The 13412-nt window shown below is 34.4% G+C and carries 9 protein-coding genes, 12 tRNA genes, 1 rRNA gene and 1 other annotated feature; all 22 genes read left to right on the forward strand.

The window, feature by feature from the left end:
* Positions 1-76, forward strand: a 5S ribosomal RNA gene (rrf, locus tag AC1RPQ_RS01825); the annotation flags it as partial.
* Positions 77-93: 17 nt separating this feature from the next.
* A tRNA-Asn gene (locus tag AC1RPQ_RS01830) sits at positions 94-166 on the forward strand.
* Positions 167-183: 17 nt separating this feature from the next.
* Positions 184-272, forward strand: a tRNA-Ser gene (locus AC1RPQ_RS01835).
* Between the two features lie 9 nt (positions 273-281).
* Positions 282-353, forward strand: a tRNA-Glu gene (locus tag AC1RPQ_RS01840).
* A gap of 22 nt (positions 354-375) precedes the next feature.
* Positions 376-448, forward strand: a tRNA-Val gene (locus AC1RPQ_RS01845).
* A gap of 5 nt (positions 449-453) precedes the next feature.
* Positions 454-526 (forward strand) — tRNA-Asp (locus tag AC1RPQ_RS01850).
* A 6-nt stretch (positions 527-532) separates the two neighbouring features.
* Positions 533-605 (forward strand) — tRNA-Phe (locus AC1RPQ_RS01855).
* Between the two features lie 17 nt (positions 606-622).
* Positions 623-693 (forward strand) — tRNA-Gly (locus AC1RPQ_RS01860).
* Positions 694-704: 11 nt separating this feature from the next.
* Positions 705-779, forward strand: a tRNA-Ile gene (locus tag AC1RPQ_RS01865).
* Positions 780-791: 12 nt separating this feature from the next.
* A tRNA-Ser gene (locus AC1RPQ_RS01870) sits at positions 792-879 on the forward strand.
* A 13-nt stretch (positions 880-892) separates the two neighbouring features.
* Positions 893-964: transfer RNA gene (locus AC1RPQ_RS01875), tRNA-Glu, on the forward strand.
* A 12-nt stretch (positions 965-976) separates the two neighbouring features.
* Positions 977-1050 (forward strand) — tRNA-Met (locus AC1RPQ_RS01880).
* Between the two features lie 2 nt (positions 1051-1052).
* Positions 1053-1125: transfer RNA gene (locus tag AC1RPQ_RS01885), tRNA-Asp, on the forward strand.
* 76 nt (positions 1126-1201) lie between these two features.
* Complete coding sequence (gene metK / locus AC1RPQ_RS01890; protein ID WP_481761151.1) at positions 1202-2389, forward strand: methionine adenosyltransferase; 1188 nt, start codon at positions 1202-1204, stop codon at positions 2387-2389.
* Positions 2390-2452: 63 nt separating this feature from the next.
* Positions 2453-3916 carry an MDR family MFS transporter gene (locus AC1RPQ_RS01895; protein ID WP_481761152.1) on the forward strand — a complete coding sequence of 488 codons (1464 nt, stop codon included), beginning with the start codon at positions 2453-2455 and terminating at the stop codon, positions 3914-3916.
* Positions 3917-3944: 28 nt separating this feature from the next.
* Positions 3945-4150, forward strand: a binding site (T-box leader).
* Positions 4151-4206: 56 nt separating this feature from the next.
* Positions 4207-6621: a leucine--tRNA ligase gene (leuS, locus tag AC1RPQ_RS01900; protein WP_481761153.1), complete on the forward strand. Its 2415-nt coding sequence runs from the start codon at positions 4207-4209 to the stop codon at positions 6619-6621.
* Between the two features lie 154 nt (positions 6622-6775).
* The gene (locus AC1RPQ_RS01905) at positions 6776-8425 is read left to right on the forward strand and encodes a putative polysaccharide biosynthesis protein (RefSeq protein ID WP_481761154.1); all 1650 of its coding nucleotides are present in this window, start codon (positions 6776-6778) and stop codon (positions 8423-8425) included.
* Between the two features lie 13 nt (positions 8426-8438).
* Complete coding sequence (locus AC1RPQ_RS01910) at positions 8439-9152, forward strand: pseudouridine synthase (RefSeq protein ID WP_481761155.1); 714 nt, start codon at positions 8439-8441, stop codon at positions 9150-9152.
* 169 nt (positions 9153-9321) lie between these two features.
* Entirely contained in the window at positions 9322-10719 is a 1398-nt protein-coding gene (gene pepV, locus AC1RPQ_RS01915; protein ID WP_481761156.1) for a dipeptidase PepV, read from the forward strand.
* Between the two features lie 436 nt (positions 10720-11155).
* Positions 11156-11926, forward strand: coding sequence for an ATP-binding cassette domain-containing protein (locus AC1RPQ_RS01920; protein WP_481761157.1), 771 nt, complete (start codon positions 11156-11158; stop codon positions 11924-11926).
* Between the two features lie 137 nt (positions 11927-12063).
* On the forward strand, positions 12064-12744 hold the full coding sequence (locus tag AC1RPQ_RS01925; protein WP_481761158.1) for a hypothetical protein: 681 nt from the start codon (positions 12064-12066) through the stop codon (positions 12742-12744).
* 151 nt (positions 12745-12895) lie between these two features.
* Entirely contained in the window at positions 12896-13405 is a 510-nt protein-coding gene (locus AC1RPQ_RS01930) for a hypothetical protein (protein ID WP_481761159.1), read from the forward strand.
* Positions 13406-13412: the final 7 nt, after the last annotated feature.

A 13412-nucleotide genomic window follows, 5' to 3' on the forward strand; every position in this document is an offset into this window, starting at 1 on the left:
CGAACACAGAAGTTAAGCTTCTTAGCGCCAAGAGTAGTTGGGGGTCGCCCCCTGCGAGGGTAGGACGTTGCCATGCTTTTTTTATTATTTTATTCCGGCATAGCTCAGTTGGTAGAGCGCTTGACTGTTAATCAAGATGTCGCAGGTTCGAGTCCTACTGCCGGAGTTTTTATTTTGTAATGTGGAGAATTGTCTGAGTTGGTCTAAGGAGCATGATTGGAAATCATGTAAACGGGTTTCCTGTTTCAAGGGTTCGAATCCCTTATTCTCCGTTGCAAATTGACCCGTTGGTCAAGTGGTTAAGACACCGCCCTTTCACGGCGGTAACATGGGTTCAAATCCCGTACGGGTCATATAAAGTAAATAGTGTATGTTGGAGGTTTAGCTCAGTTGGGAGAGCGTCTGCCTTACAAGCAGAGGGTCACAGGTTCAAGCCCTGTAACCTCCATCGAAGGTCCTATGGTATAGGGGTTATTACGTCCGCCTGTCACGCGGAAGATCACCGGTTCAAATCCGGTTAGGACCGTTTAATGGCTCAGTAGCTCAGTTGGTAGAGCAATGGATTGAAGCTCCATGTGTCGGCAGTTCGATTCTGTCCTGCGCCATTTATTTATAATATTTTGCGGGTGTAGTTTAGTGGTAAAACCACAGCCTTCCAAGCTGTTGTCGCGAGTTCGATTCTCGTCACCCGCTTTTATGATTTTGGGCCTATAGCTCAGCTGGTTTAGAGCGCACGCCTGATAAGCGTGAGGTCGATGGTTCGAGTCCATTTAGGCCCATCAATAATTTATGGAGAAGTACTCAAGTGGCTGAAGAGGCGCCCCTGCTAAGGGTGTAGGTCGTGAAAATGGCGCGAGGGTTCGAATCCCTCCTTCTCCGTTTTTCGTGTTATGACCCGTTGGTCAAGTGGTTAAGACACCGCCCTTTCACGGCGGTAACATGGGTTCAAATCCCGTACGGGTCAGTTTAATATTATCGCGGGATGGAGCAGTCTGGTAGCTCGTCGGGCTCATAACCCGAAGGTCGTAGGTTCAAATCCTGCTCCCGCAATTGGTCCTATGGTATAGGGGTTATTACGTCCGCCTGTCACGCGGAAGATCACCGGTTCAAATCCGGTTAGGACCGTCACAGGTATTATTGGAACCTAAACTTTTATAGTTGAGGTTCTTTTTTTAATTTTATTTACTTTAAGGAGATAAAAATGACTGAAAAACATCTATTCACGTCAGAATCGGTATCAGAGGGTCATCCGGATAAGGTTGCAGATCAAATAAGTGATGCAATATTAGATGCACTTTTAGAAAAGGATCCTAATGCTAGGGTTGCTTGCGAAACAACTGTAACAACTGGTTTAGTTCTTGTAGTTGGTGAAATATCAACAAATGCCTACGTTGATATTCAGCAGGTAGTAAGACGAACTATTAAGGAAATTGGATATATTAATTCACAAGTTGGTTTTGATGGTGATAATTGTGCTGTTATGGTTGCTATAGATGAACAATCTCCTGATATTGCATTAGGTGTTGATACATCTTTAGAAACTAAAAACGGTGATTTAGATCCTTTAGATCAGATTGGTGCAGGTGATCAAGGATTAATGTTCGGATATGCGGTAGACGAAACACCGGAACTCATGCCATTACCGATTTCAATTAGTCACAAATTAATGCAACGTGTTGCAAGTTTACGAAAAAATAAGGAATTAGAATACTTAAGACCTGATGCTAAGGCACAGGTAACTGTTGAATATAATGATAAAGGTCAACCATTTAGAATTGACACTGTTGTTATTTCTACACAACATGATGAAAAAACGGAATTGAAACAAATTCAAGATGATATGATTGAAAAAGTAATTAAAGTTATTATTGACCCTGATTTGTTGGATTCAGATACAAAGTATTATATTAATCCAACCGGACGATTTGTTATCGGTGGTCCAAAGGGTGATGCTGGACTTACTGGAAGAAAAATAATTGTTGATACATATGGTGGATATGCACATCATGGTGGAGGTGCTTTCTCCGGTAAAGATGCAACAAAAGTTGATCGTTCAGCTAGTTATGCTGCTCGCTATATTGCAAAAAATATAGTTGCAGCTAAAATTGCATCACAGGTTGAGGTTCAACTTGCGTATGCAATTGGGGTTGCTCAACCTGTATCAATTAATATTAATACATTTGGTACATCTAAATATGACGAATTGGATTTAGTTCAAGCTGTTCGTAAAATTTTTGATTTACGGCCTGCAGGAATTATTGAAATGTTAGACTTACGTCGCCCAATATATAAACAGACAGCAGCATATGGTCATTTTGGTCGTACAGATATTGACTTACCTTGGGAAAAAACAGATAAGATTAAAAGTTTACTTAACGAATTAAATTAAAATAAAAAATGACTTTATTAAATATCATTTTAATAGAGTCATTTTTTATTTAGGAGGTACTTTATGAATTCAAAAACAAATGTAAAATTAGTTACAATTGCTATATTTGTAGCAACATTTTTAACAGCCGTTGAAGGAACAATTGTTTCAACAGCTATGCCAACTATTGTTGGTGAACTTCATGGTGTTTCATTAATGAATTGGGTTTTTTCAATATATTTATTAACTAATGCCATGATGACACCAATATACGGTAAGCTCGCAGATGTTTTAGGACGTAAACCAGTATTTATTTTTGGTCTTGTCATATTTTTGGTTGGTTCAACTCTCTGTGGATTTTCTAATAGTATGGCCACATTAATTATTTCGCGGGCTATTCAAGGTATCGGGGCGGGTGCTATAATGCCAGTGTCATTTACTATAATTGCTGATATTTATTCTGTGGACAAACGTGCTAAAATAATGGGATTAAACGGATCTGCTTGGGGTATAGCGTCAATAGTTGCACCATTGTTAGGTGGTTTCATTGTTGATCATCTTAATTGGCACTGGGTATTTTTCATTAATTTACCTATTGGGTTAGTGACGATAGCAATGATACAAATTTTTTTCAAAGAAAAGCGAAGAATTATGAGTTCAAAAATAGATTTTTTAGGCAGTATATTATTAATGCTTAGTATTTTATCTATTTTATATAGTTTTCAACGTTGGGGCGATGATGGTATAGACCTGATTGTTTTAATTTCTTTCTTTATATTTATTATGTCGCTTTTATTATTTATTCAATGGGAAAAAAGAGTTGAAGATCCAATTATTTCATTGAAACTTTTTAATAATAGAACATTTGTGATTCAAAATGTAGTAGCAGCATTAATATCTGGATTTTTAATTGGATTTGAAGTTTATATACCAACATGGACTCAAGGAATATTAGGATTAAAAGCATCAATGGCAGGATTTGCAGTAACACCCAGTTCCATCTTATGGATAGCTGGTTCCTTTTTTGCTGGAAGTATGATGGCAGCTTGGACACCAAAAAAAGTTTTATCGATTAGTCTATTTTTTATTTTAGTGGGTGCCATTGCACTAGGTACTTTGCCTATAAATACACCTTTTTATCTTTTCTTTATCATTTCGGCTGTACTAGGGATTGGATTTGGGATTACCATTACAACTACGACAGTTACTGCACAGAGTTTAGTACCACAGGCTGACGTAGGTGTGGCTACATCATTTAATACTTTAAGTCGTACATTAGGACAAACATTAATGATTTCAGTCTTTGGGATCATATTTAATACACAAATGCATAAGGAAATAGTAAAAACACCTGGAACAAAGGACAGCATGATGGATATTTTAATTAATCCGCAAACGGCTAACCAACTACCGCAACATTTAATACCAAAATTACGTGAAGTTTTGTATCAAGGTCTTCATGGGATATATATAGCAGGTATTTTTATTGTAATTCTTGCAATTATTATTAATTTATTCGATAAAAAGACTAAAGATTATTTGCAATAACAGGGTTCGTTTGCTACACTAAAAATAATATAAAACGATTAAGAGGAACTAGTAAAGTAACTAACTATTTCAGCGAGTATATGGGAGTGGAAATATACATAGTTGGTTATTTGAACTCATCCTTGAGTTTTCTCACTGAACGGTAGTAGGTGCGAACGTTATTTCACGTTATGAAAAAGAGTCAGTATTTTATACTGGAATAATAGGTGGTACCGCGGAAAATTCGTCCTATAGAAGTTTATCTTCTATAGGACTTTTTTGTATATATAATCAGAAAGGAAGTAATACACATGGCATATAACCATAAAGAAATCGAACAAAAATGGCAAGCATTTTGGGATGCAAATCAGACATTTAAAACGACTGAAGATCCTGAAAAGAAAAATTATTATGCATTAGATATGTTTCCGTATCCATCCGGGCAAGGACTTCATGTTGGACATCCAGAAGGTTTCACGGCTACAGATATTTTGGCTCGAATGAAGAGAATGCAAGGATTTAATGTCTTACATCCAATGGGATGGGATGCCTTTGGTCTTCCAGCTGAACAGTATGCACTTGATACTGGACATAGCCCTAAAGCATTTACTAAAACGAATACTGATAATTTTAGGCGTCAAATTAAATCCTTGGGACTTTCATATGATTGGAGTCGTGAGTTAAATACGACTGATCCTGATTATTATAAATGGACACAATGGATTTTTGAAAAATTATATGAAAAAGGTTTAGCGTATGAAGATGAAGTTGCCGTTAACTGGAGTCCTGATTTAGGAACTGTTGTTGCTAATGAAGAAGTTATTGATGGTAAAACAGAACGTGGCGGGTACCCAATTGTCAGAAAACCAATGCGCCAATGGGTCTTAAAAATTACTGCTTATGCTGATCGCTTACTTTCAGATTTAGACGATTTAGATTGGCCAGATAGCATCAAAGAGCAACAAAGAAATTGGATTGGAAAATCAACTGGTGCTAGCGTTAACTTTAAAGTCGATCAACATGATGATATAAAAATTGATGTCTTTACGACACGTCCTGAAACTATTTATGGTGTTTCTTATATTATTGTCGCACCAGAATTAGATATAATTGATAAAATTACTATTGATTCTCAAAAGGATGCTGTTAAGGCTTATCAAAAAGAAATAGAAGTTAAGTCAGATTTAGAGAGAACTGATTTAGCTAAAGATAAAACTGGGGTATTTACTGGTTCTTACGCAATAAATCCTGTAAATGGTAAAAAATTACCAATTTGGATTGCTGATTATGTTCTAGCATCGTATGGAACTGGTGCTGTTATGGCAGTACCTGCACATGATGAAAGAGATTTCGAATTTGCAACTAAATATGGATTGGATATTTTACCCGTTATAGAAGGACCTGAAATAACTGATGAAGCAAATACTGAACCTGGTAAATATATTAATTCTGGTTTTTTAAATGGCTTAGTGAAAGCTGATGCTATCGAAAAAGCTATTGCTTGGATGGAAGATAATAACATTGGTGAAAAGAAAACAAATTATAAATTACGTGATTGGTTATTTTCAAGACAACGATATTGGGGTGAACCAATTCCTATTATTCACTGGGAAGATGGCGAAACAACAACAGTCCCTGTAGATCAGTTACCACTTGAATTACCTGAAGCAACGGATATTAAACCCTCTGGAACAGGTGAGAGTCCATTAGCCAACTTAACTGACTGGATTAATGTTGTCGACGAAAATGGGCGTAAAGGTAAACGTGAAACGAATACGATGCCACAATGGGCTGGTAGTTCATGGTACTTTGTTCGTTTTATTGATCCACATAACCCTAATGAAATTGCTGACCATAAAAAGTTAGAAGAATGGTTACCTGTTGACGTTTATGTTGGGGGTGCAGAACATGCTGTGTTACATTTGCTATACGCAAGGTTCTGGCATAAATTCTTGTACGATATTGGCGTTGTACCTACTAAAGAGCCGTTCCAAAAGTTAGTTAATCAAGGGATGATTTTGGGCGATAATCATGAAAAAATGTCTAAGTCTAAAGGTAACGTGGTTAATCCAGATGATATCGTTGAACGTTTTGGTGCGGATACTTTGCGCCTTTATGAAATGTTTATGGGTCCATTAGATGCCTCAATTGCTTGGAGCGAAGATGGGTTAAATGGTTCGCATAAATTTATTGAACGTATTTGGCGTTTAATTATGGATGAAGATAATCAAATTAGCGCAGCTATTGTTGATAAAAATGATGGTGAACTTGATAAGATTTATAATCAAACAGTAAAAAAAGTAACTGAAGATTACGAAGCACTTCATTTTAATACAGCTATTTCACAATTGATGATTTTTGTTAATGAAGCTTTTAAAGTTAAATCGTTAGCTAAAGAACAAGTTGAAGGATTTATTCAATTGATTGCACCAATAGCGCCACACATGGCTGAAGAAGTTTGGTCGTTGTTAGGAAATAAGGAATCAATTAGTTATGCTGCATGGCCAATATTTGATGAAAGTAAACTTGTTGAAAATACAGTTGAAATTGTCTTACAAGTAAATGGTAAAGTGCGTCAACATAGCGTGGTTTCAAAAGATGCAACTAAAGATGAATTAGAAAAAATGGCTTTAAATGATGACAAAATTAAAGAAGAACTTGAAGGTAAAACAATTCGAAAAGTAATTGCTGTCCCTGGTAAGTTAGTTAATATTGTCGCAAATTAAAGCTTTAATTTAAGTAAACGGGGACTACAAAATTATCGATATTTTGTGGTTCCTATTTATTTTTGGTTAAAATTCAAAAAATAAATTGCAACTGAATTTTAAAAGCTATAAAATGGTAAGATTAAGTATGATCAGAAAGTAGGGTACAAAAGTAATGGATGAAGATATCGAAGTAGAGGGCCAAGCAGCTTCTGAACAAAATGACGCTAAACAAAAGATGTTGCAAGGATCAGCTTGGATGACTGCTGGTAGTATTTTTTCAAGAGTTTTAGGGGCAATTTATATTATTCCATGGAATATGTGGTTGGGACCAGATAGATTACAAGCTAATGCACTTTATAGTATGGGTTATAACGTTTACAGTTTCTTCTTAATGATTGCTGTTGCTGGTGTTCCTTCAGCCGTAGCTAAGCAGGTTGCGCATTACAATGCACAAAATGAATATGGTATTGGAAGACGCCTATTTAAATATGGGATGGCTTTAATGGCGATTATGGGTGTAGTCTGTGCAGTAATATTATGGATTATCGCACCATACATTACAAGTGGTGATAAGAATGTGATTCCAGTCTTTAGATCCTTATCTTGGGCATTATTGATTATTCCTATGATGAGTTTAATACGAGGCTTTTTTCAAGGCTATCAGGAAATGGCTCCGTCAGCAATTTCACAGTTCTTTGAACAAATTGCTCGAGTTATTTATATGCTTGCCGCAACTTTTATCATCATGAAAATTAGTCATGGTAGTTATATTACAGGTGTAACGCAGTCAACTTTTGCGGCTTTTATTGGGGCCTTAGGCGGAATGCTAGTTTTAGTATGGTATTTTTATCGTCGAAAACCAGAATTGGATCGATTAGTTGCCAATAGTGATAATAAGTTAACAATTTCTACCAAACAAATTATTAAAGAAGTTATCAGGGAATCTATTCCTTTTATTATTATTGGCGCTGCCATTACGATTTTTGGATTGATTGATCAGTATACCTTCTTTGGTATTATGAGCCATGTTACAAACTACTCACGAACGATTCAAAATGAACTGTGGGCATTATTTAGTTTTAATGCTAATAAATTAGTTATGATTATTATTTCTATTGCGTCTGCCATGTCTATTACAGCTATTCCGTTATTATCTGAGGCATATACAAGAAATGATAAAAAGGCTTTGAGTGAACAAACTTCTGACACCTTACAATTGTTCTTTTTCGTAATGTTACCTTGTGCCTTAGGGATGGCAGCTGTTGCTCACCCACTATATGTTGTTTTCTATGGGTATGATCCAGTTGGAATCTATGTTTTACAATTTTCAGCGTATGAATCAATCTTCTTAGGATTATTCACAGTTGTTTCTGCTATTTTACAAGGTGTTTATCAAAATAAAAAAGCAATTATATATTTTGTCGTTGGAGTGGTAGTTAAATTAATTGTTCAATATCCATTAGTAGCTTGGTTAGGTGCCTTTGGGCCATTAGCAGCTACAGGGATCGGGATGGGCGTAAGTTCATGGCTAATGATTCGCTCATTACACAAAATGTTCCATTTAAATGTAAAATTAATACAAACAAGATTAAATAAAATGATGCTTTATGCACTAATAACATTTTTTACCGCATTTATAGTAGTAAAAATTGCTTATCTATTTTTACCAATAGACAGCCGAATTAGTGCAATTATCACAATTATTGCTGCCGCTGGATTAGGTGGCTACATATATATTTACTTCAGTTTAAAAACAAGATTAGCCGACAAAATATTGGGCGAACGGGTTGCTGGATTACGCCGTAGATTGAGAATTAAGTGAGGTTTAATTTAAAATGAGAATTGATAAATTTTTGACGGAAACGCAATTTGGTACAAGAAGTGATGTTCGAAAAATTATTAAACAGAAGAAAGTGATTGTTGATGGCGAGTTAATCACTAGCATTAAACTTCAGGTTAGTCCATCAAAATCGGTTATTCAGGTAGATGGTGATGTAATTCACTATCAAAAATATTATTATTATCTTTTAAATAAACCAGCAGGTGTGTTAACGGCAACTAAAGATAGGAAACAAAAGACAGTGATGGATTTGTTCAATAGCGTCGATTATCGGGATGATTTATTTCCAGTTGGACGGTTGGATAAGGATACAACTGGACTATTGCTTATTACAAATGATGGACAATTAGGTCATCAGATGTTGTCACCAAAACATCATATCGATAAAGTGTACTTTGCTAAAGTTGATGGGCAAGTGACTACTGACGATGTGATTAAATTTGAAACCGGATTGCTATTAAAAGATGGGATGCAAACTAAACCTGCAAAATTAATTGTTGAATCTTATAATAGTGATTCAAATATCTCAGAAGTTTTAATTACGATTACTGAAGGTAAGTATCATCAAATCAAACGAATGTTTGGAGCTATCGGTATGAAAGTTATCAGACTTGAACGTAAAAAAATGGCTACTTTAGAGTTAGAACCAACGCTATCGTTAGGCCGCTATCGTGCTTTAACAGATGAAGAAATTGAATCAATCAAATAGAAAATTGTTGGCGTAACTAGCCAGCAATTTTTTATTATTTTATTTGTTTTTGATGTTCCTTTATTGAGTAGTAAGGTCTATCAATATATCTAACTGAATACGCTTTTAAATACCGATTATTAAAATTTTGTGATAAAATGGGCTTACTAATATTTTAGGAGGAATTCAAATGAGTATAGATTGGAAAGCAGAAGTTGAAAAGCGTCAAGACGCCTTATTAGAAGATTTATTTGCAATGTTAAAAATTGAAAGTGTTCGTGATGAATCAATTGCAACAACTGAAGCACCTTTAGGTCCAGGACCTAAAGCTGGGTTAGATAAATTCTTAGAAATTGGAACGCGTGATGGTTTTGAAACATTAAACCTTGATGGTTTAGCCGGACATATCGAATTTGGTGAGGGGGATGAAACGTTAGGTATTTTAGCTCACGTTGACGTTATGCCTGCTGGTAACGGTTGGGATACTGATCCATTCACACCAGTCGTGAAAGATGGTCGAATTTATGCTCGCGGTGCCTCAGATGATAAAGGACCAGGAATGGCTGCATATTATGGTTTAAAAATCATTCAAGAATTAGGATTACCAGTTTCTAAAAAAGTTCGATTTATTATTGGAACGGATGAAGAAAGTGGTTGGAGAGGAATGACTCATTACCTTGAAAATATGCCTGAACCTGATTTTGGATTTTCACCAGATGCATTTTTCCCAATCATTAATGGTGAAAAGGGAAATATTACTTACTTCTTAAACTTTAAAGGATCAAATGGAGATAAGGATCAATTGCTTGAATTTGATGCTGGCCTCCGTGAAAATATGGTTCCTCGCGATGCTAAAGCTGTTATTAAAACAGAAGACGGCGCTGAGATGGAAGAAGTATTTAACGATTTTATTGCTGCTAATATTGTTACAGGTAAAATGGAACGCAATAATGATATTGTGACTATCTCGATGGTAGGAAAAGCAGCCCATGCACAAGAACCTAAAAATGGAGAAAATGCCGGAACTTTCTTGGCATTATTCTTGAACCAATTTAATTTTGGTGGGGATGCTGCTAACTATCTTCGTTTGGCTGCTGATTACTTACACAGAGATTCACGTATGAACAACTTTAGTATTGCCTTCACTGATGATATCATGGGCGATTTAACGATGAATTCTGGAATTTTCACATTTAAAGCTGATAAAGGTGGACAAATTGCCTTGAATTTCCGCTTCCCTAAAGGTATGACGGAAGTAGATATTAAACGTGGTCTTGAAAATGTAACAAATGAAATGAATGTTGTAATTGAAGCAGGTAGGTTACAAGGACCTCATTACGTTTCACCAGAAGATCCTTTGGTTAAAACATTATTAGGTGTTTATACGAAACAAACTGGCGAAAAAGCTGAAGGTTTAGTCGTTGGTGGTGGGACGTATGGTCGTCTCCTAAAACGTGGTGTTGCTTTTGGTGCAATGTTCCCAGGTGTACCTGATACAATGCATCAGGCCAATGAATTTATTCCTTTAGATGACGTGCTGAAAGCTGCTGCCATATATGCTGAAGGAATATACGAATTGATCAAGTAAATAATTAATTTTATATACTTGTATGATACTAATATACATTTAGGATGGCTTTTTTTAAAAGATTTATCATCTTTAAAGTATCGTTAATATGTAATCATTTGTAAAAAATAATGTAACCTATACCCCTAATGTTGAAAAACGTTAGGGGTATTTTTATGATTAAATTTCCACTTTAATACAAAATTTAAACCGTTTAAACATAGTTAATGGGAACTAAATTGAAGACGTAAGTTAGTAAACAGTATGGTATCAGTAGAAGCGTATTTTCAGTCTTCGTCACAATATTTGAATTAAAACTTCAAAATATTATGTAAGCGATTAACATGGTGTTATAATAATTCTGGTTCAAAGTTTGTTTTTAGTTTACTATGTATCAGATTATATTCAATTTGTTCGTGGATAGAATGAAAAATAGTCACTTTTATGAGGTGGTCAAATGAAGTTAGTAGTAGATAATGTATCAAGAGGAAGTATTCTAAAAGACGTTTCTTTTTATCTCAATCAAGGAGATAAAATTGCTCTCGTTGGTTTAAATGGATCAGGAAAAACAACCATTCTGAATATTATGATGGAGTTATTAATGCCATCAACGGGGAAAATAATTAAAACTAATGTTAAATTAGCGACTGTTTTTCAAAACAATGTTCTTGATGATGATTTGACCGTTATTCAAAACTTACGTTTCAGAATTAAAAATAAAGAAAAAATAAAAAGTATTCAGGAAAAAATGAAAAACTTGAACATCAATGAGTCCTTAAAGTATTCTAGCTTATCTGGTGGGCAGAAACGTATTGTTAATTATTTAAGAGCGATTGCTGTAGAGCCGAATTGCTTACTATTAGATGAAATGTCAGCTGGAATTGATGTTGATATACGTCAATTAATTTGGAATGATCTTGATGAGTATTTAAAAGAGAATAATTGTGGTGTGTTATTTACTACTCATCTATTAAGCGAATTAGAAAATGCCAATAAAATTATTTTCGTATCAAATGGAACTGTTAAATATTTTGGAGAAATGGTTACATTTATGAATAAAATTTCAAAAGTTAAATTAATTTTGAATAAAACTGAAGATGATAGGTATTTTAATACGTCTGCAGAAGCAGTGAGATTTATTGAAGATAATCATTTGATAAATGAAAACTTTGAAATAAGAAAGGCAACCTATACTGACTTATTTAAAAATATGGAGGAAGGAATTTAAGGATGAATAAACAGTTTATTCAAAGAAACATTCTAATTTTCATAAAAGATAAAGTTGGTATCTTTTTTTCATTTTTAGGTATGGTTATAAGTCTTGTAATTTATATATTTTTTCTTCGCTCTAATTTAGTCGATTCTTTGGCTGGAATTAATCATAGTGAACAGTTTATTGATACATGGATGATTTCTGGGTTGATTTCTATTGTCTCAATGACTAGTACACTAATCGCATTTGGTCAAAAACTGGAAGATAAAAAGAATAAGAGATTAGATGATTTTATTGTTAACAGTCAAATAAAAAGTAGTACAATTAATCAATTGTATACTTTGACGTCAGTCATGGAAGGTATTGTGTCGACATTTATTTTCTCATTAATATGTTATGCGTATCTATCTCTAACTTATCATTATAATGCTTATAATGTAACATTTTTTGTAGTATTTCTATTTAATGTTTTACTAATTGTATTTTCAAGTTTACTGTTTTCATTGGTGACAGATTTTTTAAATACTACGTCTAGTTTTTCATCATTGTCAGCAATTGTTGGTACTATGTCCGGTTTTCTTTCAGGAACTTATATTGTTTATGGGGATCTTCCAGCTTTTATGCAGCATACTTTAAAATTGTGGCCTGGTTATCAAATCGCAGCTATTGCACGCTATGAAAGTATTAAAAATATCAGGATAGGAAATAACTCTATTTTGTTCTCGTCACTAGGAATTAGTTCTGATTTTTTGCAAGCTATACTTATAACGATTATATTTGGAATACTACTAATAATTATTTCAATATTTACAAATGTTTATCATAAAGATTGATTTTAATTTGAAAAAAAGAACCTTATGTTACCTATATGTTAATATCAGTTCTGCTAATTTCAAAGAGTTGATTATAAAGAAAATTAATAAATAGAGGATGAAAACAAATCAAAAAGAGATACTCGAGGGTGGCGATTAAAATATTCGTTCAATGCAACGAAATTTAAATAAAAATTATACAGCTTATTTTGGTATTCTACCTAGCGATGGTATTTATGGAACGAGAAACATATGTTTACACGCTAAAAGAAACAAAATAAATAATTTCTATGTTTCAAATATGTCAACGGGATGGAGTGGAAACTTAGGGTTCCCAATGCCTGAGGGTTGGGACTTTGATCAATTTACTGAATATACGCATGGTGGAGTTGATATTGATCAAGTCTCTTCATCAGGTAAGGATTTAGGCTGTAAGAATTTTGATGTATCGGAGGATATATCTGTAAATAAGGTGACACATCGATTTATTAAATCAGTGCAAATGTTAAATTCTTTTAAAGATATAACATTTGAAATGGGAAAAACATATGGTCCTACGGTTCTTCCAGGGATAGATGCATGGCTTACAGTTAAAGATAGTTGGAGTGTAGAGACAGGAAATTCATCTTCTCCATTTACCATTCACAATGGTAAATGGAGAGTTCTTTTCAAAATGATATAGCTGATAT

The organism is Dellaglioa sp. CoH-57-MRSF-21 (genome assembly GCF_056781915.1).

What these genes read in the sequence shown, in the direction of transcription:
- AC1RPQ_RS01905 (WP_481761154.1), top strand. Translation starts at nt 6,776, where the DNA reads ATGGATGAAGATATCGAAGTAGAGGGCCAAGCAGCTTCTGAACAAAAT.
- leuS (WP_481761153.1), top strand. Translation starts at nt 4,207, where the DNA reads ATGGCATATAACCATAAAGAAATCGAACAAAAATGGCAAGCATTTTGG.
- AC1RPQ_RS01920 (WP_481761157.1), top strand. Translation starts at nt 11,156, where the DNA reads ATGAAGTTAGTAGTAGATAATGTATCAAGAGGAAGTATTCTAAAAGAC.
- metK (WP_481761151.1), top strand. Translation starts at nt 1,202, where the DNA reads ATGACTGAAAAACATCTATTCACGTCAGAATCGGTATCAGAGGGTCAT.
- AC1RPQ_RS01895 (WP_481761152.1), top strand. Translation starts at nt 2,453, where the DNA reads ATGAATTCAAAAACAAATGTAAAATTAGTTACAATTGCTATATTTGTA.
- AC1RPQ_RS01910 (WP_481761155.1), top strand. Translation starts at nt 8,439, where the DNA reads ATGAGAATTGATAAATTTTTGACGGAAACGCAATTTGGTACAAGAAGT.
- AC1RPQ_RS01930 (WP_481761159.1), top strand. Translation starts at nt 12,896, where the DNA reads ATGCAACGAAATTTAAATAAAAATTATACAGCTTATTTTGGTATTCTA.
- pepV (WP_481761156.1), top strand. Translation starts at nt 9,322, where the DNA reads ATGAGTATAGATTGGAAAGCAGAAGTTGAAAAGCGTCAAGACGCCTTA.